Below are 24,993 nucleotides of genomic sequence, written 5' to 3'. Positions count from 1 at the left end.
TCACGCCAGGGACAGGAACAGCTTCTCCAGGCGTGCCCGCATCTCCTCGCTGTCCTCGCCGTTCTTGCGGCCGGACTCGATGTCCGCCACACACTGCTGGAGCCCCGTCGCGATGATCGCGAAACCGGCCCGGTCCAGCGCACGGGAGGCGGCGGCGAGCTGCGTGACGACGTCCTCGCAGTCACGCCCCTCCTCGATCATCCGGATCACGCCGGAGATCTGACCCTGCGCGCGGCGCAAACGGTTCAGCACGGCCTTCAGGTTCGCGCCTTCGAGCTCCAGTTCCACGACCACTCCTCCGAAAATACCCCGAGGGGTACTCTACGTCCCGGTTCGGGACGCCGTCGACCAACAAGGATCACACCTGCCATGACCCCCGCACCCACCCCTGTCGCCTTCGGTGCCGACCAGGCCCGTACGCGACTGCACGAACTCACCGTCATCGACGTGCGCACGCCTGCCGAGTATGCCTCCGGGCACCTGCCCGGCGCTCTGAACATCCCCCTCGACAGCCTCCGCCGGGCCCTGCCGGAGATCCGGCACGCCGCCGGGCTCGGTGACGTCCTCGTCGTCTGCGCCTCCGGCGCCCGCTCGGAGAACGCCTGCCGGGTCCTGGCGGGGCAGGGCATCGCCACCGCCACCCTCACCGGCGGCACCGGAGCCTGGGCTGCCGCGGGCCACGACCTGCACCGGCCCGTGGCCTGTGACACCCGGGCCGGCTGGAGCATGGAACGCCAGGTGCGTTTCACCGCCGGCGCCCTGGTGATCCTCGGGCTCGTGCTCGGCCTGCTCGTGCATCCGGCGTTCCAGCTGCTGTCGGCAGGAGTGGCGGGCGGCCTGGTCTTCTCGGCCCTCACCGACACCTGCGGCATGGCGGCCGTCCTCGGCAAGCTGCCCCACAACCGCCCCCGCGCGGCCGACCTCCAGACGGTGCTCGCCGCTCTGCGCGACCGCTGACCCCGGCGTCCGACGCACGCGTCAGGGCACCCACGCGATGCGCGTGGGTGCCCTGACGCGTGTGGCCGGAGCGTCAGCCCCGCCCCGCCGCTCCCGCGGCGGCCTGCCGGCGGAGGTCGTCCATGTCGACCGACCGGATCCGGGCGATGAGATCCTCCAGCGCCTGCGGTGGCAGGGCGCCCGGCTGCGCGTACAGCACCGTCCGGTCGCGGATCGCCATGAGGGTGGGGATGGACGAGATCTGGAACGCCCCGGCGAGTTCCGGCTGGACCTCGGTGTCGACCTTGCCGAACACGATGTCCGGGTGGCCCTCGGCCGCCTTCTCGTAGATCGGGCCGAACATCCGGCAGGGCCCGCACCAGGCGGCCCAGAAATCGATGAGCACGATCTCGGAGCCGGTCACGGTCTCCTCGAAGTTCTCCTTGGTCAGTTCCACGGTCGGCATGGCGCTCCCTCTCCTTCCCTATACCCGGTGGGGTATCTGCTCGGTTCAACCGCCGCGTGGCCGGGTTTGTTCCGCCCGGGTGCCGGGGCGCATCCGCGCGGGGCCGGACGGCCGAGGGGGAGATCCGCACGCGAGGCGCCGCGGCCGGACGGGCGGCGTGGTGCCGTACGACGGGCCGCTGTTCGACGGCCCGCCGTCGGGCGCCCGGATCGATGGCGTCGAACACGGCGTTCGGCACAGCCCGGGGCCGGGGCGGCAACCGCATGCTGCGGGCGGTCCAGGGCGGGGGCTGCGGCAACCGCATGCCGCGGGCGGTGGGGGTCGAGCCTCCTGGGGAACCCGCGCGCGGCGGCCGGTGGGGGTCGGGCGCCGGACGTCGCATGGCGCGGCCTGCGGGGGTCAGCCGTCGGTGTCGGCGGGAGCGCCGTCCCGCGCCGGTCCCGGAGGCCCGCATGCTGCGGGCGGTCCAGGGCGGGGGCTGCGGCAACCGCATGCCGCGGGCGGTGGGGGTCGAACCTCCTGGGGAACCCGCGCGCGGCGGCCGGTGGGGGTCGGGCGCCGGACGTCGCATGGCGCGGCCTGCGGGGGTCAGCCGTCGGTGTCGGCGGGAGCGCCGTCCCGCGCCGGTCCCGGAGGTTCGGGGCCGCGCTCGGCCAAGCCTGCCTGCACCAGGAGCAGTCGCGCCAGGTCACGGGCCTCACCGGCGGTGAGCGACGCCCACACGCCCGGCTCGTCGCCCTGGTCCCGGCCCACGTCGAGGGCGACCCGCCCGATGGGTCGCTCCGCGGGGGCGAGCCGTAGGCAGCGCACGGCGATCCTGCGTCCGCACGTGGTCACGAGGGAGCCGTCCCCGTCCGAGGGGATCCGGTCATGTCCGCGGGCAGTCATCACTCTCACGCTCCTGTACCGGTCGATCGTGGTCCCCGGTGGGCGACCGGCGACCGGCATACCCGACGGGGTATCAGGGACAGCGCCGGCGAAGGCCGTCTTGTTCCCGGGGCCGCGGGAGATCCCCTTGTCTCCCGGCACTTCCTCGTGTCTCCCGGCACGTCCCGTGTCACCCGGGACGGCCCCCGGTTCCGGGTCGGCAGCACCCCCGACCCCGCTCTCCCGAGGCCGCCGCCACGGGCGGCGCAGCGCCCCCGGGACCCTCAGGTCCCGTCCGTGTCGGAGAGCCCCGCGGCCCAGCGTCGGCGGACCGCGTCCTCGTGCTCGGCCTGCTCCAGCAGGGCGTCGGTGCGGTCGAGGGCGTTCTCCAGACGGGGGATCCACTGGCGCCGCAGGGCGCGCGTCCGGCGCCGGGTCGTGAGGATCTCCTCACCGAGCGCCCGGGCCGCGGCCCGGGCCGCGGCGTACTCCGCGGCGGCCCGCACCGCGTCGGCGTAGGCGGACTCGGCGCGGGCCAGCGCGGTGTTCGCGGGTGCCGGTGCCGCGGAGTCCCGCTCCGGCACCACACACACGGCGGAGAGCGGATGCCGCACACCCATCGTGGACGTCCAGGCCACGTCGACCGTGGCATGCTGTCCTGCCTCCGGCACGTCCAGCGCGTCCTCCCCACTCAGCAGCAGGCCCCGCCGCAGCCAGACCTCCGCCTCCCGCAACCGCCGCCGCCACCGCTCCGCGCAGTCGCGCTCGGCGCGCAGCAGCTCCTCGTGACGGGCACGCAGGATGCGCAGCTTCCGGTCGAGCAGATCCGCGCCGCGGGTGGCGGCGTCGAGGCTGCGGCGCAGCCGCATCCGGCCGGCCCGGCCGGGCGTGACCCGCAGGTCCGCCATGGGATCACCCGCTCTCCGGTGCGTCGTGCGCGTCCAGCAGCCCGGCCGGCAGCATGGTCAGCTGGCTGCGCGGCAGCGTCAGCAGCACCTGCCAGGCGCGTTCCAGGGTCTCCTCCAGCGTGCGTGACTCGTCGCGCCGCTGGTCCACGAGCCGGCTGCCGAACGCCTCGTCGAGGTCGAGGTAGCGGCGGTCGGTGGCGCTGAGCGCCGCCAGCCCGACCAGGTCGGCCAGTTCCCTGACCTGGCGGGCCCGTGCCAGAGCGGACAGCAGCTGGGCCGCCACGTCGAGATGGTCCGCGCGGGTCCGGCCGGGCCCCGCGCCCTTGCGCATCAGACGGGACAGCGACGACAGCGCGTCGACCGGCGGATACACGCCCCGCGCGTGCAGAGGGCGGGAGAGGACCACCTGGCCCTCGGTGATGTAGCCCGTGAGGTCCGGCACGGGATGGGTGATGTCGCCGGCCGGCATGGTCAGCACCGGCAGCACCGTCACCGACCCCGGCAGTCCGCGGACCCGGCCGCAGCGCTCGTACAGCGATGCCAGGTCGCTGTACAGGTAGCCGGGGTAGGCGCGGCGGGCGGGGATCTCGCCGCGCGCGGCGGACACCTCCCGCAGGGCCTCGGCGTAGCTCGTCATGTCGGTCATCACGACGAGGACGTGGCGGCCCAGGGCGAAGGCCAGGTGTTCGGCGACGGTCAGTGCGATCCGCGGCGTGAGGATGCGCTCGATCACCGGGTCGTCGGCGGTGTTGAGCAGCAGCACCAGCTCGCCTGCGGCCGACCGCTCCTCCAGCGCGTCGCGGACGAACCCGGCGTCGGCGTGGGTGACGCCCATGGCGGCGAACACCACGCAGAACGGTTCCCCGCCCGCTGTGGACTGCGCCGCGATCTGGGCGGCGAGCTCCAGGTGCGGCAGGCCCGCGGCCGAGAACACGGGGAGCTTCTGCCCGCGCACCAGCGTGGTGAGCGCGTCGATCGCGCTGACGCCCGTCAGCACCGGCTCGGCCGGCGGCTCCCGGCGCACCGGGTTGAGGGGGTTCCCGCCGACCGCGGAGGTGACCGCCCCGAAGACGGGCGGACCGCCGTCCAGGGGCTCGCCGCGCCCGTTGCACACCCGCCCCAGCCAGCCGGTGCCCACCGGGATGCGCAGCGGCGACCCGGTGAACGCGGCCCGGGTGCGGGCCGGGTCCATCCCCGCGGTGCCCTGGAGGACCTGCACGACGGCGGTGCCGCGGTCGACCTCCAGCACCACGCCGTGCCGCTGCCCGGCCCCTTCGCAGGTGAGGACCACGAACTCGTCCCATCCCACGCCCTCCACCTTGTCGACGACCGCGAGCGGGCCGCGCAGCTCACGCACCGACGTGAACTCCACCCGGCCCGGATCCACGGCCCCGGTCCCGCCGTCCGCGTTCATGCCACCTCCCCGAGACGGGCCAGCATGGTCTCGCCGAGCGCCACCACCGCCGCCGCATCGTCCGGGCCCGCCTCCTCGCGGGCCCGCAGCACGGGCGAGAAGTCGACCTCCTCGATGCGGGCCGCCGGGACGCCCGCGTCCGCCAGCTCCCGGCAGCGGTCGACCACCGCCAGCGCCGCCTCCGCCAGCGCCGCCGTCTTGCCCGCCCCGCTGTGCGCGTCGCGGGCCGACAGGGCGCTCTGCTGCAGCACTCCCTCCCGGACCAGCCGACCGCCCAGCACACTGACGCGTTCCTGGTCGGGCAGGGCGGTGATGCCGAGGAGGTCCACCAGGTCCGCGAGCCGGTCGGCCTCGGCGAGCAGGGCCGCGACCCGGGCCCGCCGGCCCGGCCAGGCGGGGTCGCCGTGGGCGGCCAGGTGGGTGCCCAGGTTCTCCGCGTCGCGGGAGAACGACTCCGCCCAGGAGACGGCCGGATAGTGCCGGGCGTAGGCGAGGTCGCGGTCGAGCGTCCACAGGCACCGCACGAAGCGCTGGGTGTGCGCGGTGACCGGCTCCGCCATGTCGCCGCCGGGCGGGGACACGGCACCGATCACGGTGACCGAACCCCGGCGTCCGCCGAGCGTGGTCACCACGCCCGCCCGCTCGTAGAACGCCGCGACGGCCGAGGCCAGGCCCGCCGGGTAGCCCTCCTCGGCGGGCAGGTCGCCGGTACGGGAGGCGAACTCCCGCAACGCCTCCGCCCAGCGGGAGGTGGAGTCTGCGATGACGACGACGTCCAGCCCCATGTCCCGGAAGTACTCGGCGACGGTCACCCCGGTGTGGATGCCGGCCTCCCGCGCCATCATCGGCATGTTCGACGTGTTCGCGATGATCACCGTGCGGTCGGCGAGCCGCCCGCCGGTCCGCGGATCGGTCAGCGCCCCGAACTCGTCGATCACGTCGGCCATCTCGTTGCCGCGCTCGCCGCAGCCGACGTACACGATGACGTCGGCGTCGCACCACTTCGCGATCTGCTGCAGCAGCATCGTCTTGCCGGTGCCGAAGCCGCCCGGCACGGCGACCGTGCTGCCCAGGGCCACCGGGAAGAGCAGGTCGATGGCCCGCTGCCCGGTGTGCAGCGCCCGCCCGGCGCCCTGGCGCTCCCGGACCGGCCGCGGCGTGCGGACCGGCCAGTGCGCGGTCATCCGGACCTCGGTGCCCGCCACCGTCGCCACCACCGCGTCCGCCGGGTGCCGTCCGGCGCCGGCCACCCTCCCGACGGGCCCGGCGCACCCCGGCGGCACCAGGATCCGCACCGGTACGGGGCCGGCGCCGCGGACCTCGCCCAGCACGTCGCCCGGCTCCACGACCGCTCCCGCGGCGGCCACGGGCACGTACGCGAAGTCGTCCGCCGGGGCGGCGTCCCCGCCGACCGGTCGCGGTTCCAGCCACGTTCCCGCGTTCGACAGGGGACGCAGCAGCCCGTCGAAGATCCCGCCCAGCAGGCCGGGCCCCAGCGGGGCCGACAGCGGCCTGCCCAGCGGCCGTACCGGCATCCCCGGCACCAGGCCCCCGGTGTACTCGTAGGCCTGGACGGTGACCTGCGCGTCGCGGATGGCCACGACCTCCCCGGGCAGCTCCGCCTCGCCCAGGGCCACCAGGTCGTGCATCGCGGTGCCGCCCACGTCCTCCGCCTCCACCAGCGGGCCCGCGACCCGCAGGATGCGGCCCGTGCCGTGCGGCGTGTGCGTCAAGGCGCCCACAGCTCCTCCACCTCCACCCCGGCGTGCTCCAGCGCCCGGCGGGCCACCGCGGCCAGGCTGCAGTCGATGCGGCGGCCGGGCGCCCGGCCGGTCACCCCTCCTCCGGGCGCCTCGACGATCTGCGCCCGGTCGCCCAGCTCGCGCCGCACGTGCTCGGCGAGCCGGTCCCGCAGCGCCGGGTAGGCCTCGGTGCCGCGCAGCGCCTGCACACCCTGCACGACCTGCCGGCACAGTTCCTCCCAGCACTCCCGGCGCGCCGCCAGTTCCCCGGCCCGGGCGGCCCGGCGGGCGCGCACCCGTGCGGCGGCGCGGGCGGCGTCGGCATCGGCCGCGCCCTGCCGCCGTGCCTCGGCGAGGATCTCCGCCGCCCGGGACTCCGCCTCGCGCAGCAGCGCCGCCGACTCCTCGTCCGCCGCGGCCAGCCGTGCCTCGGCGTCGGCGCGGGCGTCCCGGACCAGCCCGGCCCGCACCGGGCCGAGCGCCGCGGCGGCTTGCGGTGGCAGGGCGGTCCTCATGACGGCATCACCGCGGTCAGCACGGGCCCGGCGTCCACCAGCTCCGGGCCGAGGGCATCGGCCGCCGCCGGGGTGAGAAGGACCAGCCCGGTGTCCCCGGGCAGCCCCCGCCACGCCGCGCGCACCGCGTCCGGGTCCTCGGCCGGCAGCACCAGCACACCGGCCGTCGTCAGGCCGAGGACGCGAAGCCGTTCGCCGATCGCCGCCACACCGGCCACGGTCAGGCCTTCCCGATCAGGATGATGGCGACCACCAGACCGTAGATGGCGATGCCCTCGGCCAGACCGACGATGACCATCGCCCGGCCGAACAGTTCGGGACGCTCGCTGAGCGCCGCCAGCGCCGCCGCGCCCGTGTAGGCCACGGCGATGGCCGCGCCGATGGACGCCCCGGCCACCGCGATGGCGGCGCCGATGAGGGCCGCCGAGTTCGACCCCGAACTCTGTGCGGCGGCGACCGTGGCGTCGGCCTGGGCCGGGCCGCCGTCGAGGGCGACGAGCAGCAGGGCCAGGGCCCCGGCGAACAGGACGCCGTCCACTGCGAGGACCGACCGCAGCACGGCCCGGCTGCGGCGCCGCAGAAGCAGGCGGGTGGCGGCGAAGACCGCGACGAGTATCGGCAGCGCGATCAGCCAAGTGGTCATGTTGTCACCTCTGTGCCGTGGAAGGTGGGCACGTGCCAGGGCCGGAACGGTCGGCCCTCGGCGTCGAAGACCCGGGAGAACAGCTCGTAGAACTCCAGGCGCAGTGCCTGCACCCCGGCCACCAGCGCCTCCAGCGCGAACGCGAGCGCGTTGCCGAGGAGGAACACGGCCCCCGCCGCGACGACCGCCGCGGGACCGTGTGCGGCCAGGGCCGTGGTGCCCTGCCAGACGATGCCGCCGAGCGCCGCATGGGTGAGCCCGAAGGCTGCGAGCCGGGCGAAGGACACGGTGTTCGAACCGATCCGCACCACCACGTCGAACAGCTGGACGCCGGTCTGCATGACCCCGGCCCCGCCGCCGCCCGATGCCGCGTACAGTCCGGTCCCCGCCAGCGCCAGTCCGGTCAGCGTGAGCACCGCGCCCGCCACGGCGAGCACCGGGGCGCGCAGCGCCAGTCCGCCCGCGAGGGCCGCGAGCCCGAGGAAGACCGCGGCACCGGCGATGCCGGAGGCCGCGTACAGTGCCCGGCCCGGTCCGCCCTCGCGCCACCGGTTGGCGATGCCCGCCGCATACGACAGGGCCAGCAGCACCGCCCCGAACGCGACGGCACTGCCCAGCAGCCGCAGCGGCTCGTCCAGCGGGGAGAGCCACAGCACCGGCAGGACACCGGTCGGGCCGAAGAACTCGCCGTACGCCACACCCGCCAGCATGCTCGCCACGCCCGCACCGGCGAGGAACGGCCAGGCAGGACGCAAGCCGGGCCATCGGGCGAGGCGCCCCGAGCGGAGCAGCAGCGCGCCGAGCAGCAGCAGGATGCCGTGCCCCGCGTCGCCGAACATCAACCCGAACATCACGACGTAGGCGAGACCGGCGGGCAGCGTGGGGTCGAGGTCGGTGTACGGCACGGTCCCGTAGGTCCGCACCAGAGGCACCAGGGAGCGCCGGACCGGGCCCCGGTCCTGCAGACGGGTCGGCGGGTCGATGCCGCGCGGCGCCCGCAGCGTGACGACGGCGCCCTCGGTGCCCGCCAACACGGCGCGCAGCCGCGGCAGCTCCGCCGCGGGGCACCAGCCGGCCAGCGCCGTCAGGGGGCCGCGCTCCACCGCGGCGTCCCGGTAGGCCTCCAGTTCGGCCTCGCCCGCCAGCAGATCGGCGCGGCCGTCCGCTCCGAGGGCGTCCAGGTCGGGCGCCGCGGGGGACAGCAGCGGTCCGGCGGCCGCGGTGCCCAGCGAGCGGAGGCGGCGGGCGGCAGGGCCCTGCCCCTCCCGTTCGGTGGCCCCGGCGCCGTCCAGTTCGACGCAGCCCGCGTCGGCGACGCGCACCAGCACGTCCCGGAGGGAGCCGCGCGGGGCGACGACCGCCACCCGCCGCATCCGCGTCGGTGTCCAGGAGTCAGCCCAGGAGTTCATCGAACGCCTCCCGCGCCCGGCCGCCGTGTGCGGCGCACTCCAGAGCGGCGCGCACCCGCCAGGCGTCGGCGCTCAGCACGGCAGTGGCTCCCACCACCGGTGACGGGTCCAGGCCGGCCCCGTGCAGCAGCCGCAGCCCGTCCCGCTCGACCTCCGTCCACCAGCGGGCCTCGGCCCGCCACAGGTCCTCGGGCCGGTCGACGGACGCCAGCGCCCAGCGGGCCGCCGACGGCAGCCGGCCGCGGAAGCCGTCGAAGTCCGCGGCGCGCACCGCGGCGCGGCCCAGCAGCCGGGAGGCGTGCGCGGAGGCCGCCGCGGTCAGCACGCCCCCGCTCACGAAGACCTCCCGCGCCGTCAGCAGGGCCGCCTCACCCGCCGCCCAGCGGGCGGCCGGCGGTACGTTCGCCGCGGTGCGCGCGGCAGCCGACAGCCGCATCCCGGTCAGGAGCGCCGCCGGGCTCTCGCCGCCGGGGTCCCCCCACACGGAGGACGCCAGTACGCCCCGCACCTGCGCCGCGGACGTCGTCCGGGACAGCCGCGGCCAGGCCGTCGACAGTGCTCCGAGCCGGAGCGGCGGCGGCTGCGGCGTTCCGTCCAGCGTCCGCAGATGGTCCCGGGTGTTGTCGATCTCGAACCGGGAGGCCAGCAGGCGTACGGCGGCGGCACCGGGACGGGGCTGCCAGCCGGCGAGTACCCGCAGCTGCCACACCAGGGACGCGGTGACCGCCCGCGCGGCCTCGCCGGCCTCCGCCCGCACGTCCAGATCCCGACGGTAGGGGGTGCCGGCCAGGGCGCGCAGGGAGTCCGCCAGGGCCGGGCCGTCAGCCATCCGCCGCGCTGCCTCGGCCCCGGCCCGCCCGGCCGCCATCGCCCTGGCCCGGGTCACTCCGGCGGCCCATCGTGCGCCCACGGCGCCTCCCGGGACGGGGACCCGGCCGACCCGTGGCCGGGCGGGTCGGCGGCGGGGTCCGACGGCGGGTCCGGCGGCGGGTCGGCCGCCGTGTCCGGCGGCGGGTCCGAAGGTGTGTCCGGAGGCGAGCCGGCCGCATCTGTCGGGGCGCCGCTCGCCGGGTCCGCCCGATGGCCGGCCGGCGGGACGCCCGGTGCGTCCGCCGCCCGGGCGCCGCCCACGTCCCCCACCTCGTCGTGCGCGTCGTGTGCCGTGCCGGCCGGTGGGCCGTCGGCCGGGTGGGGAGGCGTGTCGCCCGGCGGACCGTCCGCCGGGTGGGGCGGCGTGTCGGTCGGCGCGTCCACCGGGGTGCTCGGGGGCGGTGTCCGGTCACCGGCCGGATCGCCGGCCACCCGCGCCACCAGCCGGGCCGCCAGGTCGGGGGTCCGCTCGCGGGCCCGCTCGCGCAGCTCCCGCACGGCCGTCCGGGCGGCGGCTTCCGCCCGCAGGGTCTCCTCCTCCGCTGCCCGGGCGAGGCGGGCCGCGGTCTCCTCCCGGACCCGGGGAGCCCGTGCCCGTGCGGTGCGCACCATGCGGTCCGCCTCCTCCGCGGCGGCCCGGGTCCGCGCGGTGGCCTCGCGGGCCGCCGTCTCGCGGAGGTCCGCCGCCTCCCGCACGGCGTCGTCCAGCGTGGCGAGCACCGGCTGCAGTTCCGCGGCGAGCTCGGCGGACCGGTCGGCGGGAACGGCTCCCGCGACGGCTGCGCCGGGCGAGCCGGCCGGCCGGAAGCGGGAGAGGAACTCGCGGAACCGAGGCATGGGACCTCCCGGCGCGACGACGTGTCCGCGGTGGCGTCCTCTCACCGTACGGAGGGCGCCGAGCAGCGGGTAAGGGCCGGTCGACCTGGCGGCGGGGCCGGGCGGCCCTGTCCGCGTCCCCGGGGCGGCGCCATGGTGGAGGTGGGCCCGGAGCGGCCCGCTTCGAGGGAGGCTGCCATGGACGACCGAGACACACGGGAACGGGGCACGGCGGCGGTCGAGGCCCGCCGGGCGCTTCCCTCCTTCACGCCGGGACCGGCCGACGAGTTCCGCCAGGAGCTGATGGTGCGCTACCTCCAGGCGATGGCGTCGCACACGGCGGACACCGCGACACCGACGCCCGCCGGGCAGCCCGGTGCCGGCGCGGCGCGTCGCGCCGCCGAAGGGGCGCGGACGGGCACGGCACTCCAGGTCGACCATCTGATGCGGCGCTCGGTGGTCACGGTGACCGCGGACACTCCGCTGCCGGACATCGCCCGGATGCTGGCCCGCCGCAGGACCGGCGCCGTGCCGGTGGTCGACGACGACCGGCGCGTCGTCGGTGTCGTCGCCGAGTCCGATCTCCTCGCCCGGGTCGCATCCCTCGCGGGCCCCGAGGAGGAGCCCGGCCTGTTCGGCAGGCTGCTCGGCCGGCGGCAGCACCCCGGCGCGGAGGGCACGACGGCCGCGTCCCTGATGACCACACCGCCCCTCACCGTCCACCCCTGGACCGGCGTGGTCGACGCGGCGCGCATGGCCGCCCGCCGCCGGGTCAGGCAGGTGTTCGTGGTCGACCACAAGGGCCGGCTGGCCGGGGTCGTCAGCCGCAACGAGCTGCTCCAGGCGCTCGTCCGCGACGACGCGGCGATCCGGGCGGAGATCCGCTCGCGCGTCCTGCGCGACGAACTGCTCATCGACCCCGCGCGGGTGACCGTCGGTGTCCGCAACGGCACCGTCACGCTCACCGGCTCGCTGGACGAGGCACTGATCCCGCGGTTGACGCGGGCCGTGGCCGACATTCCGGACGTGACCGGGGTGGAGGACCGGTTGACCGCGGTGTGACCCGCGGGCGCGTGCCGGGCCGGGACCCGGGACGGCCGGGACGGAACCTTCCGGGCCGGGCCCACGATCGCCCGCTCCGCTCGTCGGCGGGGCGGGCGACCCGCGTGTCCGGGCGCCGCCCTGCCCGTGCCCGCGGCACCACTGCCTCCCGCGCCTCCGCGCCCTTCCCCGCTCTCGGCCCACCCGCCCCGGTCGCCTCCCGCGCCGGCCCTTCCCTCTCCGCCCGCGCCCGTGACGGCCGCCGCCCGTTCCGCCGCGCTTCCCCGTCCCCCGGCCGCGCTTCCCCGTCCCCCGGCGCGCGGCCCTGCCCGCGAAACGCACCGCCACGGCTACCGGCGGCTCTGTTCGTACTGCTTCGTCCGTTCCACCAGGAACTCCACCGAGTCGGCGAGGGTGGTCAGCCGCGGATAGTCGTCCTCGTCGATCGGTACGCCCGCCTGCTCGGAGAGGATCTCCACCAGGCTCAGGAAGTCCAGCGAGTCGAGTTCCAGCACGTCGCGGAACCTGTCGTGCGGGCGCACCCGCGTGAAGTCGGCGTCCGGGACGACCGCGGTGATGGACTCCCGGACGACGGTCAGCGCCTCGGCGCTGTCCAAGGACCTCGTCCCACTCATGGCTCCTCCATTTCCTCGGGCACTTCCTCGTCGCTCACTCGCGTTCCTCGATCGTCGACCCGGGCATGTCCCCGGGTTCGTGCAGCAGCCGGTCGACCGCCGTGAGGTAGCGCGCCCCGATCGCGCCGTCGGTGGCGCGGTGGTCGCCCGACAGGGTGGCCGTCACCACCGGGTGCACACCGAGCAGCCCGCCCACGGCCCACGGGCGCTCCACGACCGCGCCGAAGCCCACCAGGGCCACCTGCGGCGGGTGGATGACACCGAACACGGCCTCCACCCCCTGCTCGCCCAGGCTGGTGACGGTCAGGGTCGCCCCGGACAGCTCACTGCCACGCAACCGGCCCTGGCGAGCCCGCCGGACCAGGTCCTTCAGGGTGGCCATCAGGTCCTCCGGCGTCAGCGTGTCGGCGTCGTGGATCACCGGCGTGAGCAGCCCTCCGCCGCGCAGCGACACCGCCACACCCAGGTGCACCCCGGTGCCCGGCGTGAATGCGCCGTCCTGCCAGTGACCGTTGAGCTGCGGCACCTCGCGCGCCGCCAGGGCCGCGGCCTTCAGCAGCAGGGCCGCCGTCACGAGCCGTGCGGAGGGCGGCCGTCCCCGGTTGCGCCGGTGCATCCACTCCTGGGCCGGCGCCAGGTCGATGACCGTGGACAGGTAGTAGTGCGGGATCTCCCGCTTGGAACGGCTCATCAACTCACCGATGGCACGGCGCATCGCGTCCTCGCGCTGCCGGCCGTCGTCTCGCGCGCCCTCGCCGGACACGGCTGCGGCCTCGGCTGCGGGGACATGCCCGCCGTCCCGCGCGCGGACCGGCACCGCGGGACGGGAGCGCTCCGGTGCGGCCTGCGCGGCCCGCGCGGCGGCGCGCACGTCGGCGGCCCGCACGGCACCGCCGTCACCGGTGCCGTGCACGCCCTCCAGGTCCACACCGAGATCACGGGCGAGACGACGAGCGTACGGCGTGACGCGCCGCCGCGCCGGGGCCGGACGGGCGGCCTGCGCGACATCGGCGCGGGTGACCCGACCGCCGGGCCCGCTGCCGTGCACGGATCCCAGGTCGACGCCCAACCCGTCCGCCAGGTGGCGCACCAGCGGACCGACGGCGGCGGCCGGCTCCCCGGCGGCGGACGGTGGGCTGGGCGGAGCCGGCGCGGGCGGCGGGCTCGGTGGGGCCGACGGGGGCGGTGGCGCTGCCTTTTCGGTGGGCTCCGGCGCGGGCAGCCCCTCCGGCACGGCCGCGGCCTTCGGCGCGCGGACGCGCGCGTGGACGGCGGCCCGGCCCGCGGGTGTCTCCGCACGGCCCTTCCGGGCGGCCCCCGCGCCACCGGTACCGCGCGTGCGCGTCGTCCGGGCACCCGGCGCCCGCGCCTCGGCCGTGGGTTTCTCGGCGGCCTGCGCCGCCGGCGCCTGCGCGGTGTCGATCAGCGCCAGCGGCGTCCCCACGGGTACCCGCGTGCCGGGCTCGACGAGCAGCCGCCCCACGGTGCCCGAGGTGAAGCACTCGACCTCGATGGCCGCCTTGTCGGTCTCCACCACGGCGACCGCGTCGCCCTTGCCGACCCGGTCGCCGGGGGCCACCAGCCATTCCTGCAGCACCCCTTCGTCCATGTCGGCGCCGAGCGAGGGCATGGTGAACTCGGCCATCTCAGTCCGCCCTCCCGTCGTCGGGTGCGTCGCCGACCGCGCGCCGGGCCGCGGCGACGATGGTGCCGGGCTGCGGCAGCGCCGCCTCCTCCAGCCTGCGCGCGTAGGGCATGGGCACCTCCGCACTGCACACCCGCTCGACGGGGGCGTCCAGGTCGTAGAAGTTGTGCTCGGTGAGGCGGGCGGAGATCTCGGCGGACAGGCTGCCGCTGCGCCAGGCCTCGTCCACGACGACGGCGTGGTGCGTGCGCGCCACCGAATCGCTGATCGTCGCGTCGTCCAGGGGCCGCAGGCTGCGCAGGTCCACCACCTCGGCGCTGATGCCGCCGCCGGCCAGCTCGTCGGCGGCGGTCAGTGCCTTCGGCAGCGAACCGCCGTACGTGATCAGGGAGACGTCCGTGCCGGGCCTGCGCACCGCCGCCTGCCCGAGGCCGACGGGGCCCGCGTCGGCCGGCAGATCGCCGGAGGTGTTGTACAGCCCGCCGTGCTCGAAGATCAGCACGGGGTCGGGATCGGCGAGCGCGGGCGCCAGCAGGTGGCGGGCGTCGGCGATGGTCGCCGGGGCCAGTACCCGCAGGCCCGGGATGTGCGCGTACCAGCCCTCCAGACTGTGCGAGTGCTGGGCGCCGAGCTGCCGGCCGGCGCCCGTGGTCATCCGGATGACGATCGGGACCGGGAGCTGCCCGCCCGACATGTGCAGCAGCGTCGCCGCGTTGTTCAGGATCTGGTCCAGGGCGAGCAGGCTGAAGTTCACGGTCATGATCTCCACGATCGGCCGCAGGCCCCCCAGGGCCGCACCGATGCCCGCGCCCACGAACGCGGACTCCGACAACGGCGTGTCACGGATCCGGTCCGGGCCGAACTCCTCCAGCAGACCGAGGCTGACGCCGAAGCAGCCGCCGTAGCGGCCGACGTCCTCGCCCATCAGGAACACCCGGTCGTCGGCGCGCAGCGCGTCCCTGAGGGCCTCGCGCAGCGCCTCCCGGTAGGTCGTCTTCCGCTCGGCGGGATCGGCGTGCGGCGTCTTCGTCGCGGTCATGGCCGGTTCACCTCCGCCGGCGGGCTGGTGACGTAGGTCAGCAGATCCTCGACGGGCTCCTCCGGTGCCTGCTCGGCGGCCCGGACGGCGTCGTCGATCTCCGCGCGGACCTCGTCCTCCAGGCCCGTGAGCGTCTCGTCGGGCAGTTCCCCCCGCTCCCGCATCAGCCGGGCGAGCAGCTCGACGGGGTCGCGTTCCCGCCAGCGCTCGATCTCGGCCTTGTCGCGGTAGCGGTCGGAGTCGTACATGGAGTGGGCACGGAAGCGGTAGGTCCGCATCTCCAGGAAGTGCGGACCGCTCCCGGCACGCACCCCCTCGACGGCCCGGCGGGCCGCGTCCTCGACGGCCGCCGCGTCCATGCCGTCCACCGCCCAGGACACCATGCCGTACGCGGCGGCCCGCAGCGCCAGATCGGTCTGCGCCTGGTGGCGGGACAACGCGGTGCCCATCGCGTACAGGTTGTTCTCGCACACGAACAGCACCGGAAGCCCCCACAGGGCGGCCAGGTTCGCGGTCTCGTGGAACTCGCCCTCGGCGAACGCGCCGTCGCCGAAGAAGCAGCAGGTGACGCGCGGGCGGCCGGTCATGCGGTCCGCGAGGGCCAGACCGGCGGCGAGCGGCAGACCGCCGCCGACGATGGCGTTGCCCCCGTAGAAGCGGCGGCCCGCGTCGAACAGGTGCATGGAGCCGCCGCGCCCGCGACTGCACCCGGTCACCTTGCCGAACATCTCCGCCATGACCGCGTCGGCCGGAACGCCCCGGGCGAGCGCGTGGCCGTGTTCGCGGTACGTCGACACGACGGCGTCGTCCGCGGTCAACGCCTCAGTGACGCCGACGGCCACCGCCTCCTCCCCGATGCACAGGTGCATGAAGCCGCGGATGCGCGCCTCGCTGTACAACTCCACGCAGCGTTCCTCGAACCGGCGGACGCGCAGCATGCCGTGCAGCAGGTCCCGCCGGTGCGCCGCTTGCCGGTCCGGCCGCGACCGGGACCGTGACCGGGACGCGCTCGCGCGCGGGGTGCGGGTCGTGCTCATGCGGACCCCTCCGTTCCCTCCAGGGTGGAGATGTCGCCCTCGGGCAGGCCGGTCTCCCGGGCCCGCAGCAGGCGGCGCATCACCTTGCCACTGCGGGTGTGCGGCAGATGCGGGTCGAACGCGATCTCGCGCGGGGCGACGGCCGGGCCGAGCCGGCGCCGGGCGAACGCCAGCAGCTCCCGCCGGGTCGCGGTGCTCGGCTCGAAACCGGGCCGCAGCGACACGAACGCCTTGACGATGTTCCCGGCGACCGCGTCGGGCCGCCCGATCACCCCGGCCTCCGCGACGGCGGGATGCTCCATCAGGGCGCTCTCCACCTCGAAGGGCCCGATGAGGTGCCCCGCCGACTTGATGACGTCGTCGGCACGCCCGACGAACCAGTACCAGCCGTCCGCGTCCCGCCGGACCAGGTCACCGGTGAGGTACCAGCCGCCCGCGAAGGCCGCCGCGGTCCGCTCCTCGTCGTGCAGATAGCCGCGGAACATGGACGGCCAGCCGGGCCGCAGCGCCAGTTCGCCCTCGGCGCCGGGCTCGTCCAGTACGGTGACCCGGCCGTCGGTGACGTCCGCCCGGCCGTCCTCCCCGCGCCGCAGCACCGCGGCCTCCACACCGGGCAGCGGACGGCCCATCGAGCCGGGGCGGATGTCGCAGCCGGCGAAATTGGCGATCATGATGGCGCCGGTCTCGGTCTGCCACCAGTTGTCGTGCACCGGGAGACCGAGCACGTCCCGCCCCCACAGCACTGCCTCCGGGTTCAGTGGTTCACCGACCGAGGCGATGAACCGCAGCGCGCTCAGGTCGAAGGAGGCGGGCAGGTCGTACGGTCCCGTCCGCGGGGTCGTCCGCATCAGCATCCGCAGCGCCGTCGGCGCCGTGTACCAGACACCGACGCGCTGCTCGGCGAGGATCCGGTACCAGCGGCGGGCGTCGAAGTCGCCCTCGTCCACCACGACCGTCACACCGTGCATCAGCGGCGCGATGACGCCGTAGGACATGCCGGTCACCCATCCGGGGTCGGCGGTGCACCAGAACACGTCGTCCCGATGCAGGTCGAGCGCGTACAGCGCGGTGGCGTGGTGGGCCACGGCCGCCTCGTGGACGTGGACGGCCCCCTTGGGGGTGCCGGTGGTGCCGCTGGTGAAGTGCAGCAGAGCCATGTCGTCGGGCGAGGTCGGGGGAATCGTGAACGTGTCGGGCGCGGCGGCCGTCAGCGCGTCGTAGGAGAGCGTGCCGGGCAGGTCGTCGGCGCCTTCGCCGACGACGAGCACATGATCCAGGCCCGGGAGCCGGTCCCGCTGCCCGGCGACCTTCCTGCGGTACAGGTCGGCGGTGGTGACCAGCACCCGCGCGTCGCCCAGCCGCAGCCGCTGCGCCACCGGGTCCGGACCGAACGCCGAGAACAGCGGGCACAGCACACCCTTGCTCTTCAACGTGCCGAGGACCACGGTGTACAGCTGCGGGCAGCGCCCCAGGAGCGTCATCACCCGCTCGCCGGGGCCGACTCCGAGGGCGCGCAGCACGTTCGCGAAGCGGGACGTGGACCGTGCCAGTTCCTCGTACGTCACCGAGGTGACGGAGTCGTCGCGGCCCACGCAGCGCAGGGCCACGGCCGTCCGGTGCGCCGAGGCGGCGTGCCGGTCCACGGCCTCGTGGGCGATGTTCAGCCCCCGGCCGTCGGGCAGCCCGTCGAGCGCGGCACGCGCCGCGGACCAGGAGAAGGCCGCCCGTGCCTTGCCGTAGTCGTCCAGATGCGGCGGCACGCGAGGAGCGGCGTCCTTGTGGATGGTCTCCCAGGGCATGTCCGTCCCCTTTCGCCGGCCTGTTCCCACGGTCCGCTCCCGGGACGGGGCGCGCACTGGGCCGAAGGGCCCGCGCCGAAGGCCGGCCGGGCTGGCCCGGCGCTGTCGCGTGTCGTGCTGCCTGCCGTGCCGTTACCGTGGCAGGGAAAGCGATGGCCGGCGCCCACGTGTGGCTGGAGGACGAGCGATGGCAGGCTCGGACGACCCGGCGGAGGTCCGCGTACCTCTGCCGCAGCTGCGGTTGGACGAGTTGCTGGAGGAGCTCCAGGCCCGGATCGACGCGGCGCGCGGTACCCGGGACCGGGTGCTCAGTCTGCTGGAGGCGGTGCTGTCGGTCGGGCGTGAGCTGGACCTGGAGCAGGCCCTGCACGGCATCGTGGAGGCGGCGGCGGTGCTGGTGGACGCCGAGTACGCGGCGCTGGGTGTGATCGGCCCGGACGGCAAGCGGCTGTCGGCGTTCCACACGGTGGGGGTGAGCGAGGAGCAGATCGCGCGGATCGGGCCGTATCCGGAGGGGCACGGCATCCTGGGCGAGCTGATCCGGCATCCGGAGCCGTTGCGGCTGGCGAAGCTGTCGCAGCACCCGGCGTCGTACGGGTTCCCGCCGCACCATCCGCCGATGAACAGCTTCCTCGGTGTTCCCATCCGGGTGCGCGAGCAGGTGTTCGGGAATCTGTACCTGACGGAGAAGCGCGGCGGGGCGGAGTTCGACGAGGAGGACGAGTCGGTCCTGTCCACGCTCGCCGTGGCGGCGGGTGTCGCGATCGACAACGCCCGCCTGTACGAGGAGTCGCGGCTGCGCGAGCGGTGGCTGCGGGCCAACGCGGAGATCACCCACAGCCTGATGTCCGGCAGCGGCCAGGTCGAGGTACTGGGCCTGATCGCCCGGCGGGCCCGCGAGATCACCGGAGCCGTCCTGACCCTGGTGGCCATCCCGATGGAGGGCGCCGACGCCCTGACCGTGGAGCTGGCCCTCGGGGCGGAGGCCGAGTCCCTGCGCGGGGTGGTGCTGCCCGTGGAAGGAACGCTGGTGGGGGAGGCGTTCCTGCGGGCCGCACCGGTCTGCAGCGCGGACGTCCGTGTGGACGAGCCCGTCACGGCGAGCCCGCCGCGGCCGGGGGGAATCGGCCCGGCCGTGGCGGTGCCGATCGGGACGGGCGACCGGGTGCGCGGGGTGGTGCTGCTGGTCCGGCGGGCGGGGCACGGGCTGTTCACCGAGGAGGACACGGAGCCGCTCCAGGTCTTCGCCGCGCAGGCGGCCGTCGCCATGGAACTGGCCGAACGCCGCCGGGACGCCGAGCAGATCGTCCTTCTGCAGGACCGCGACCGCATCGCCCGCGACCTGCACGACCTGGCCATCCAGCGGCTGTTCGCGGCCGGTATGACCCTGCAGAGCGCCGGCCGGCTCATCGAGCACGAGGAGGCGGCGCGGCGGGTGCTGCGCGCGGTGGGCGACCTCGACGAGACCATCAAGATCATCCGCTCGACCATCTTCGGCCTGCGCTCGCGCGAGGACGTCTCCGCCTCCGGCCTGCGGGCCCGGGTGGCGCAGGCCGTCGGCGACGCCGCGCCCGTGCTCGGCTTCGTCCCCGGTCTCCGCATGCAGGGCCTGCTCGACACCGACGTGCCCGAGGAGACCGCCGGTGATGTCGTGGCGGTGCTGTCGGAAGCACTCGCCAACGTCGCCCGGCACGCCCGCGCCGGACGCGCCGACGTCGTCCTGGAGACCGACGGCACAGAGGTCCGGCTCACCGTCACCGACGACGGCGTGGGCATCCCGCCCGAGGGCCGCCGCAGCGGCCTGCTCAACATGGTCGAGCGGGCGCGGAGGCTCGGCGGAGCCCTGGAGGTGGACAGCCCGCACGGCGGCGGCACCCGACTGGTGTGGCACGCCCCCGTGCGGCAGGCGGCCGCACGGCCGGAGACTCCGCAGGACGACTGACGAGGGGCCCGGGACCCCGGGTCCGTCACCCGGACGTCCCCGCCTGCGCCATCGAGGCGTACGGATCAGGAGACGCCCCCGTGCGTCCCGGCGCCCTGCGCGCGAAGGCTCAGGTCCAGGGACACGGACACGACGCCGTCCACACCCCGGCACAACCGCTCGATCACCGGGACGAGACTGGGCGCGTCCACGCTCCCCTTGAGCGTCACCCTGCCGTCCTGGACGGCGACGACCACGTCGGTGGGCGCGAGACCCAGGGTCCGGGTCAGGACGTCGACGACGATCTCGTCGCGCACCGCCTCGTCCCGGCGCAGGAAGATCCGCAGCAGGTCGGCGCGGCTGACGATGCCCACCAGCGTGTCGGTCTCGTCGACCACCGGAAGTCGCTTGACGCGTTCGGCGTCCATCAGGCGCGCCGCCTCCACGACCGTCCAACCCGGCCGCGCGCACACCGGCGGAGCCGTCATCAGCTCCCCGGCCGTGACGCCTTCGGCCTCGGGCCGCTCCTCGTGCAGCAGGTGCGGCGAGAGTGGAAGCCCGGCCGGATCGGGGTGCGAGGCCACCGTGCGCAGCAGATCGGCCTCAGACACCACTCCGACGGGATGGTCCAGGTCGTCGACCACCGGCAGGGCGGTCACCTCGCTCTCGGCCATCAGCCGGATGATCGTCTTGAAGGGTGCGTCCCGGTGGACCCGGACCACGTCACGGGTCATCAGGTCGCCGACCGTTCGGTGCTGCATGACACTTCTCCCTTCGGTCCCCCGACCCTTCGGTTCCCGACCGGAAGCGGCGTGCCGGGCGGCAGGCCGCCCGAGGATGCCGCACTGCCAGGGTGGCAGCGGAGCCCGTCATCCGCATGGGGCCAACGCGCAGCACAACGAGCCGTTCGACCCCGACGGGCGGGACCTTCGGCCCGTTCGGCGCCCTTCGTCGCGCGTGATGGTGAGAGGAGGGGGACACGCGAAGAGAGGCACGATCATGCAGGCTCATCTCGGCGACCGACTGATCGTGGAAAGCCCCGTCACCGGCGCGATGCGGCGCGACGGCGAGATCGTCGGCCTGCACCACGAGGACGGCACGCCCCCCTACGACGTCCAATGGGCGGACACGGGCGAGACCACCCTGGTGTTCCCGGGCCCGGACGCCCGCATCCAGCACCCCGAGGGGCCGGAGACGGAGCGGGCAAGGGCCACGGCGTCCGCGCCCCCACCCCCGCTCGGCACCCCGGAGCCCGGCGGTCGTGCCGCGCAGCCCGGCGACATCGGGCGGCGCCTCGCCGCCGCCCGCGGCAGGCGTGGCCTCGGCCTGGCGGAGACCGCGCGCAGGGCCCGCATGTCCCCCGACTACCTCGCCTATCTGGAGAGCCATGCCGCCGATCCCGGTATGGCGACCCTCGTCCGGCTGGCCGACGCCCTGGGGACGACCCTGATCGAACTGCAGGGCGCCGACCAGGACCGGCCACCGGGGCAGGGACGCGCACTCCTCCACCCCCGTCTGGAGGATCTGCCACCGCAGGAATGCTGGACCCGGCTCTCCACACACGGGGTGGGGCGCATCGCCGTCACCACCGCCGACGGTCCCGCCGTCCTCCCGGTCAACTACGACGTCATCGACGGCACCATCGTCTACCGCACCGCGCCCGGCTCGGCCCTCGCCGCCGTCGTCGGAGAGACGGTCGCCTTCGAGGCCGACCACATCGACGACGCCATGAGCCAGGGCTGGAGTGTGCTCGTCGTAGGCCCCGCCCGGGCCGTCACGAACCCCGACGCGATGGCACGGCTGGGGGAGTACGCGCACAGCGACCCCTGGGCGGGAGGCGAACGGGGCCTGTGGGTGGAGCTCCGCCCCGAGCGCATCACCGGACGCCGGATCACCTCGGTGGAGGGGTGAACCGGCCGGACCGGCTGGAGGGGACAGATGCGCGACAGGCGCGCGGGGCTCGGCGGAGATCGGCAGGGACGTGAGGGACCTCGAAGGCACGACGGGGATGCGACGGGCACGCGGGTACGCAGGGAACCGCGTGGGTGCGGAGGATCCGCGAGGGTGTGGCGGGCGGGCAGGCGGGGCGCGACGGTGCGGCGAGGCCGGAACGCGCACAGCGCGGTGCGGCCCGGGCCGCGGGACTCGGGCCGCACCTGGTGCCGCAGCAGGCGACGTCCGCCCGGTCACGACGCCCGGCACGCTCCCCCGTCTGCCCAAGGGGTGGGAGGTGTCCCCACCCGGCGCACCGGGCGGAAGCCCGAGTACGCCCGGTACGAGGACTTCCGGCCGGCGCACCGGGCGCACGCACCGGACCCCGCTCCTCGACGCGCGAACGTTTCCTGCCGCGGCACTGGGCGACCGCGTGCGTGGTGGGCCGCACCGCCGTGACCGTCAGGCCGAACCCAGGTCGGCGTGCACCTCGGTGACGTCCTCCAGGCCCCGGACCTCCGCGAGCAGCCGTTCCGCGGCGGCACCGGGCAGCCGGCCCCGCAGGTCGACCACACCGGCGTGGACGGCGACGTGCACGTCGTCCGCCGCGACCGGGCCGGCGACCACGGTCACCAGACGGCGGACCTCCTTCTCGAGGCCCGCGTCGTCCCGGATGAGCGCCTGCAGCAGCACGGTGCGGTCGACGGTGCCCACCAGGCGCCCCTGATGGTCCGTGACCGGCACGCGCTTCAGACGTGACAGGGCCACGAGCCACGCCGCCTCGGCGGCGGTCGCACCGGGCAGGACGGTGATCGCGGGGCTGGTCATCAGCGCCTCCGCCGTGTCCCCGCCCGCCTTCTCCATGATCCGGTGCCCCCGGATGCGCCGCAGCGCACCGGGACGCTCCTGCGACGCCTCGACGGCCGCCTTGGCCAGCAGGTCGGACTCCGACACCACGCCGAGCACGCGGTCGTCGTCGTCCACCACGGCGACGGATCCGGCGTGTTCCCTCGCCAGCACCCGTGCGACCTCCTGGAACGCCAGATCCCAGGCGACGGAGGGTGCGGGGACCTGCATGACGTCCCGGACCAGCACCGGCGCCCCCGCCGGTCCCGGCTCCTGTGCCGGCCCCACTGCCGGGGGCGGTTCGGCCGCCCGGTCCGGCCTTCCGGCGGCCACGTGCCCCCCGGGGGCTCTGGCCGCCGTCTGCCGTGACGACAGGGCCGACATCGCGCTCAGATAGCGCAGCAGCAGATCCTCGTGCGGCTCTCCGGACGGGCGTGGCCGCCTGCCCGGTCCGCCGTGTCGTGCCTCGGACGCGGCGGAGTGGCTCTCGCGCTCGTTCACAGCGGCCTCCCGTGGTCGTCGCGGTCCCCTCCCCACCACCACCCTCCGCCGACCCGGCGCCGCGGCGTAGGGCCGGACGGTCCACACGTCGGCCGCGGCGCGGCCGACGGGACCCCCGGCCGGCGGGCGCGGCCCGCCGGACCCCGGCTGCCGACCGCCGCCCGGGAACGCCGTCACCGGTCAGTGCGCGTGATGCCGGCGGTGCCCCTCGTGCCGCACCACGACGACCGGGCAGGCCGCGTGCTGGGCGCAGCGGTGACTGACGGAACCGAGCATGGACCGCGCGAATCCGCCCCGGCCGCGGTGGCCCACGACGAGCAGATCGGCCCCCTCGGAGGCCCTGATCAGCACCTCCGAGGGGTCGCCCTCGATCAGGTGCTCCCGTACGGCGGCGGGAGGCCCGGACGGGAACACCGCTTGGAGTTCCGCCGCGAAGCGCTCCCGGGCCTGTTCCAGGTCGAGCTCCGGGTCGATCGCCGGTCCGGCCCAGCCGGCCGCCGAGGGGGTGTCCCAGGCGTGCACGGCGTCCACGACGCCGCCGACGTCCCGGGCGTAGCGTGCCGCCCACTGCAGCGCCTCGTACGACGACGGGGATCCGTCCACGCCCACGACCACCCGGCGCTCCGGCTCAGTGGATTCCATGGTCACCTCACTCGGCAGAAGCTGTCCCCGCCTCCACGCTGCCCGCCTCCGGCCCCCGACGCCAGCCGGGGGGTGCCGCAGGCGTGCACGGCACCGCAATGGGGCCCACCAGGCGGACCGGGGGACCGACCGGCCCATGCGGATTCCGGGCCCGGCGGACAGGCTGGAGCTGCGGGCCCGCGGACTCCTGCCGGTGCCCGGACCCGGCCCGCACGCGGATGCCCGCGACCGGGGTCCGCCGCAGCGCAAGAGGGCGAGGTAACGGCATGAAAGGCTACGTCTTCCACGGCCCCGGAGAAGCCGCCTGGGAGGAGGTCCCCGACCCCGGCGTCATGGAGCCGGGCGACGCGATCGTACGGGTCGACGCGGTGACGATCTGCGGAACCGATCTGCACATCCTGGGGGGCGACGTTCCCGACGTGCGCCCCGGAACGGTACTTGGGCACGAGGCGGTCGGCGAGATCGTCGAGATCGGCGCCGACGTGCGCAGCGTGCGGCCGGGGGACCGGGTCCTGGTCTCCTGCATCAGCGCCTGCGGACGGTGCTCCTACTGCCGTGAGGGCATGTACGGCCAGTGCCGGGGCGGCGGGGGATGGATCCTCGGGCACACCGTCGACGGCACCCAGGCCGAGTACGTGCGGGTGCCCCACGCCGACCTCTCCGTGCATCCCCTGCCCGCCTCGGTCGCCGACGAGGACGCCGTACTGCTGGCCGACATCTTCCCGACCGCCTACGAGGTGGGCGTGCTCAACGGCCGGGTACGCCCCGGCGACACCGTCGTCGTGGTCGGCGCCGGGCCCGTCGGCCTGGCCGCCGTCGCGACGGCCCGGCTGTTCGCGCCCGAGCGGATCGTCGCCGTGGACGTGGCCACCGCCCGCCTGGAGGCCGCCCGCAAGCTCGGCGCCGAGGCCGTGGCCGACGCCCGGGAGACCCCCGAGCAGCTGATCGCGGACCTCACCGACGGACTCGGGGCGGACGTGGTCATCGAGGCCGTGGGCCTGCCGGAGACCTTCGAGATGTGCACGCGCATGGTGCGGCCCGGCGGACGGGTGGCCAACGTCGGCGTGCACGGCAGGCCGGCGACGCTGCACCTGGAGGAGCTCTGGAGCAGGAACATCACCCTGACCACCGGCCTGGTCGACACCCGCACCACGCCCACCCTGCTGCGGATGGCCGCGGCGGACCGGCTTCCCACCGCCCAGCTGGTGACCCACACCTTCCCGATGGAGCGGATGCAGGAGGCCTACGACGTCTTCGCCGGCGCCGCCGAGACGGGGGCGCTGAAGGTCGTGCTGGGCGGGCCGCAACGTGAGGTCGTCCCCGTGGGCGAAGCCTGACGGCCCCGAACACACCGAGCAGTTGGGAGGGC

Annotated in this window: 25 protein-coding genes; 5 read left to right on the top strand and 20 right to left on the bottom strand. The window is 75.6% G+C overall.

What is annotated here, in order from left to right:
• Entirely contained in the window at positions 1-288 is a 288-nt protein-coding gene (locus tag JS756_RS01365) for a metal-sensitive transcriptional regulator (protein ID WP_205381007.1), read from the bottom strand.
• An 81-nt stretch (positions 289-369) separates the two neighbouring features.
• On the opposite strand from JS756_RS01365, the gene JS756_RS01360 reads away from it, so the two are divergent.
• On the top strand, positions 370-957 hold the full coding sequence (locus JS756_RS01360) for a rhodanese-like domain-containing protein (RefSeq protein ID WP_205381006.1): 588 nt from the start codon (positions 370-372) through the stop codon (positions 955-957).
• Positions 958-1,030: 73 nt separating this feature from the next.
• Here JS756_RS01360 and trxA read toward each other — a convergent pair whose 3' ends face one another.
• From trxA to JS756_RS01305, 11 genes are all read right to left on the bottom strand, one after another.
• Complete coding sequence (gene trxA / locus JS756_RS01355; RefSeq protein ID WP_205381005.1) at positions 1,031-1,402, bottom strand: thioredoxin; 372 nt, start codon at positions 1,400-1,402, stop codon at positions 1,031-1,033.
• Positions 1,403-1,990: 588 nt separating this feature from the next.
• Positions 1,991-2,290 (bottom strand): hypothetical protein, encoded by a 300-nt coding sequence (locus JS756_RS01350; RefSeq protein WP_240203092.1) that lies wholly within the window; start codon positions 2,288-2,290, stop codon positions 1,991-1,993.
• A 263-nt stretch (positions 2,291-2,553) separates the two neighbouring features.
• Entirely contained in the window at positions 2,554-3,177 is a 624-nt protein-coding gene (locus JS756_RS01345) for a V-type ATP synthase subunit D (protein ID WP_205381004.1), read from the bottom strand.
• Positions 3,178-3,181: 4 nt separating this feature from the next.
• The gene (locus JS756_RS01340) at positions 3,182-4,591 is read right to left on the bottom strand and encodes a V-type ATP synthase subunit B (RefSeq protein ID WP_205381003.1); all 1,410 of its coding nucleotides are present in this window, start codon (positions 4,589-4,591) and stop codon (positions 3,182-3,184) included.
• Positions 4,588-6,333, bottom strand: a complete 1,746-nt coding sequence (locus tag JS756_RS01335) for a V-type ATP synthase subunit A (RefSeq protein ID WP_205381002.1) — start codon at positions 6,331-6,333, stop codon at positions 4,588-4,590. Before JS756_RS01335 ends, JS756_RS01340 begins: the two co-directional genes overlap by 4 nt.
• The gene (locus tag JS756_RS01330; RefSeq protein ID WP_205381309.1) at positions 6,321-6,848 is read right to left on the bottom strand and encodes a V-type ATP synthase subunit E family protein; all 528 of its coding nucleotides are present in this window, start codon (positions 6,846-6,848) and stop codon (positions 6,321-6,323) included. Before JS756_RS01330 ends, JS756_RS01335 begins: the two co-directional genes overlap by 13 nt.
• Positions 6,845-7,066: a hypothetical protein gene (locus JS756_RS01325; RefSeq protein ID WP_307790199.1), complete on the bottom strand. Its 222-nt coding sequence runs from the start codon at positions 7,064-7,066 to the stop codon at positions 6,845-6,847. Before JS756_RS01325 ends, JS756_RS01330 begins: the two co-directional genes overlap by 4 nt.
• 2 nt (positions 7,067-7,068) lie before the next feature.
• Entirely contained in the window at positions 7,069-7,491 is a 423-nt protein-coding gene (locus tag JS756_RS01320; RefSeq protein WP_205381001.1) for an ATP synthase subunit C, read from the bottom strand.
• Positions 7,488-8,900 (bottom strand): V-type ATPase 116kDa subunit family protein, encoded by a 1,413-nt coding sequence (locus JS756_RS01315; RefSeq protein WP_205381000.1) that lies wholly within the window; start codon positions 8,898-8,900, stop codon positions 7,488-7,490. The genes JS756_RS01320 and JS756_RS01315 overlap by 4 nt, the downstream gene beginning before the upstream one ends.
• A complete protein-coding gene (locus JS756_RS01310) occupies positions 8,884-9,810 on the bottom strand; it encodes a hypothetical protein (protein WP_205380999.1) in 927 nt (308 codons plus the stop codon). Before JS756_RS01310 ends, JS756_RS01315 begins: the two co-directional genes overlap by 17 nt.
• Positions 9,783-10,607: a hypothetical protein gene (locus JS756_RS01305; RefSeq protein ID WP_205380998.1), complete on the bottom strand. Its 825-nt coding sequence runs from the start codon at positions 10,605-10,607 to the stop codon at positions 9,783-9,785. The genes JS756_RS01310 and JS756_RS01305 overlap by 28 nt, the downstream gene beginning before the upstream one ends.
• A 177-nt stretch (positions 10,608-10,784) precedes the next feature.
• Here JS756_RS01305 and JS756_RS01300 point away from each other — a divergent pair, with 177 nt between their 5' ends.
• On the top strand, positions 10,785-11,648 hold the full coding sequence (locus JS756_RS01300; protein ID WP_205380997.1) for a CBS domain-containing protein: 864 nt from the start codon (positions 10,785-10,787) through the stop codon (positions 11,646-11,648).
• Positions 11,649-11,977: 329 nt separating this feature from the next.
• Here the strand turns inward: JS756_RS01300 and JS756_RS01295 are convergent, their stop codons facing one another.
• The 5 genes from JS756_RS01295 to acsA are packed head-to-tail and all read right to left on the bottom strand — an operon-like array spanning position 11,978 to position 17,782.
• Positions 11,978-12,262, bottom strand: coding sequence for an acyl carrier protein (locus JS756_RS01295; protein WP_205380996.1), 285 nt, complete (start codon positions 12,260-12,262; stop codon positions 11,978-11,980).
• A 34-nt stretch (positions 12,263-12,296) separates the two neighbouring features.
• Positions 12,297-13,907: a dihydrolipoamide acetyltransferase family protein gene (locus tag JS756_RS01290; protein ID WP_205380995.1), complete on the bottom strand. Its 1,611-nt coding sequence runs from the start codon at positions 13,905-13,907 to the stop codon at positions 12,297-12,299.
• A gap of 1 nt (position 13,908) precedes the next feature.
• Complete coding sequence (locus JS756_RS01285; RefSeq protein WP_205380994.1) at positions 13,909-14,946, bottom strand: alpha-ketoacid dehydrogenase subunit beta; 1,038 nt, start codon at positions 14,944-14,946, stop codon at positions 13,909-13,911.
• A complete protein-coding gene (gene pdhA / locus JS756_RS01280; RefSeq protein WP_205380993.1) occupies positions 14,943-15,983 on the bottom strand; it encodes a pyruvate dehydrogenase (acetyl-transferring) E1 component subunit alpha in 1,041 nt (346 codons plus the stop codon). The genes JS756_RS01285 and pdhA overlap by 4 nt, the downstream gene beginning before the upstream one ends.
• The gene (gene acsA / locus JS756_RS01275; RefSeq protein WP_205380992.1) at positions 15,980-17,782 is read right to left on the bottom strand and encodes an acetate--CoA ligase; all 1,803 of its coding nucleotides are present in this window, start codon (positions 17,780-17,782) and stop codon (positions 15,980-15,982) included. Before acsA ends, pdhA begins: the two co-directional genes overlap by 4 nt.
• Before the next feature lie 187 nt (positions 17,783-17,969).
• Here acsA and JS756_RS01270 point away from each other — a divergent pair, with 187 nt between their 5' ends.
• Entirely contained in the window at positions 17,970-19,724 is a 1,755-nt protein-coding gene (locus tag JS756_RS01270) for a sensor histidine kinase (RefSeq protein WP_205380991.1), read from the top strand.
• 65 nt (positions 19,725-19,789) lie between these two features.
• On the opposite strand, the gene JS756_RS01265 is transcribed toward JS756_RS01270, so the two are convergent.
• Positions 19,790-20,464, bottom strand: a complete 675-nt coding sequence (locus JS756_RS01265; protein ID WP_205380990.1) for a CBS domain-containing protein — start codon at positions 20,462-20,464, stop codon at positions 19,790-19,792.
• 238 nt (positions 20,465-20,702) lie between these two features.
• On the opposite strand from JS756_RS01265, the gene JS756_RS01260 reads away from it, so the two are divergent.
• Positions 20,703-21,614: a pyridoxamine 5'-phosphate oxidase family protein gene (locus tag JS756_RS01260; RefSeq protein ID WP_205380989.1), complete on the top strand. Its 912-nt coding sequence runs from the start codon at positions 20,703-20,705 to the stop codon at positions 21,612-21,614.
• A 483-nt stretch (positions 21,615-22,097) separates the two neighbouring features.
• Here JS756_RS01260 and JS756_RS01255 read toward each other — a convergent pair whose 3' ends face one another.
• Positions 22,098-22,982 carry a CBS domain-containing protein gene (locus JS756_RS01255; protein WP_205380988.1) on the bottom strand — a complete coding sequence of 295 codons (885 nt, stop codon included), beginning with the start codon at positions 22,980-22,982 and terminating at the stop codon, positions 22,098-22,100.
• A gap of 180 nt (positions 22,983-23,162) precedes the next feature.
• Positions 23,163-23,624, bottom strand: coding sequence for a universal stress protein (locus JS756_RS01250; protein ID WP_205380987.1), 462 nt, complete (start codon positions 23,622-23,624; stop codon positions 23,163-23,165).
• A 266-nt stretch (positions 23,625-23,890) separates the two neighbouring features.
• Here JS756_RS01250 and JS756_RS01245 point away from each other — a divergent pair, with 266 nt between their 5' ends.
• A complete protein-coding gene (locus tag JS756_RS01245; RefSeq protein WP_205380986.1) occupies positions 23,891-24,961 on the top strand; it encodes an alcohol dehydrogenase catalytic domain-containing protein in 1,071 nt (356 codons plus the stop codon).
• Positions 24,962-24,993: the final 32 nt, after the last annotated feature.

The sequence above is a fragment of the Streptomyces actuosus genome (genome assembly GCF_016921115.1).
Lineage (GTDB): Bacteria > Actinomycetota > Actinomycetes > Streptomycetales > Streptomycetaceae > Streptomyces > Streptomyces actuosus_A.
Note: the sequence above shows the minus strand (reverse complement) of the source record. Positions and strands in the feature narration are given on the sequence as shown.

Excerpts from the sequence above, each read along its gene's own strand:
- JS756_RS01345 (WP_205381004.1), bottom strand. The coding sequence starts at position 3,177 with ATGGCGGACCTGCGGGTCACGCCCGGCCGGGCCGGCCGGATGCGGCTG.
- JS756_RS01295 (WP_205380996.1), bottom strand. The coding sequence starts at position 12,262 with ATGAGTGGGACGAGGTCCTTGGACAGCGCCGAGGCGCTGACCGTCGTC.
- acsA (WP_205380992.1), bottom strand. The coding sequence starts at position 17,782 with ATGCCCTGGGAGACCATCCACAAGGACGCCGCTCCTCGCGTGCCGCCG.
- JS756_RS01330 (WP_205381309.1), bottom strand. The coding sequence starts at position 6,848 with ATGAGGACCGCCCTGCCACCGCAAGCCGCCGCGGCGCTCGGCCCGGTG.
- JS756_RS01290 (WP_205380995.1), bottom strand. The coding sequence starts at position 13,907 with ATGGCCGAGTTCACCATGCCCTCGCTCGGCGCCGACATGGACGAAGGG.
- JS756_RS01285 (WP_205380994.1), bottom strand. The coding sequence starts at position 14,946 with ATGACCGCGACGAAGACGCCGCACGCCGATCCCGCCGAGCGGAAGACG.
- JS756_RS01340 (WP_205381003.1), bottom strand. The coding sequence starts at position 4,591 with ATGAACGCGGACGGCGGGACCGGGGCCGTGGATCCGGGCCGGGTGGAG.
- JS756_RS01250 (WP_205380987.1), bottom strand. The coding sequence starts at position 23,624 with ATGGAATCCACTGAGCCGGAGCGCCGGGTGGTCGTGGGCGTGGACGGA.
- trxA (WP_205381005.1), bottom strand. The coding sequence starts at position 1,402 with ATGCCGACCGTGGAACTGACCAAGGAGAACTTCGAGGAGACCGTGACC.
- JS756_RS01305 (WP_205380998.1), bottom strand. The coding sequence starts at position 10,607 with ATGCCTCGGTTCCGCGAGTTCCTCTCCCGCTTCCGGCCGGCCGGCTCG.
- JS756_RS01300 (WP_205380997.1), top strand. The coding sequence starts at position 10,785 with ATGGACGACCGAGACACACGGGAACGGGGCACGGCGGCGGTCGAGGCC.
- JS756_RS01265 (WP_205380990.1), bottom strand. The coding sequence starts at position 20,464 with ATGCAGCACCGAACGGTCGGCGACCTGATGACCCGTGACGTGGTCCGG.
- JS756_RS01350 (WP_240203092.1), bottom strand. The coding sequence starts at position 2,290 with ATGACTGCCCGCGGACATGACCGGATCCCCTCGGACGGGGACGGCTCC.
- JS756_RS01270 (WP_205380991.1), top strand. The coding sequence starts at position 17,970 with ATGGCAGGCTCGGACGACCCGGCGGAGGTCCGCGTACCTCTGCCGCAG.
- JS756_RS01260 (WP_205380989.1), top strand. The coding sequence starts at position 20,703 with ATGCAGGCTCATCTCGGCGACCGACTGATCGTGGAAAGCCCCGTCACC.
- JS756_RS01360 (WP_205381006.1), top strand. The coding sequence starts at position 370 with ATGACCCCCGCACCCACCCCTGTCGCCTTCGGTGCCGACCAGGCCCGT.
- JS756_RS01315 (WP_205381000.1), bottom strand. The coding sequence starts at position 8,900 with ATGAACTCCTGGGCTGACTCCTGGACACCGACGCGGATGCGGCGGGTG.
- JS756_RS01245 (WP_205380986.1), top strand. The coding sequence starts at position 23,891 with ATGAAAGGCTACGTCTTCCACGGCCCCGGAGAAGCCGCCTGGGAGGAG.
- JS756_RS01320 (WP_205381001.1), bottom strand. The coding sequence starts at position 7,491 with ATGACCACTTGGCTGATCGCGCTGCCGATACTCGTCGCGGTCTTCGCC.
- pdhA (WP_205380993.1), bottom strand. The coding sequence starts at position 15,983 with ATGAGCACGACCCGCACCCCGCGCGCGAGCGCGTCCCGGTCACGGTCC.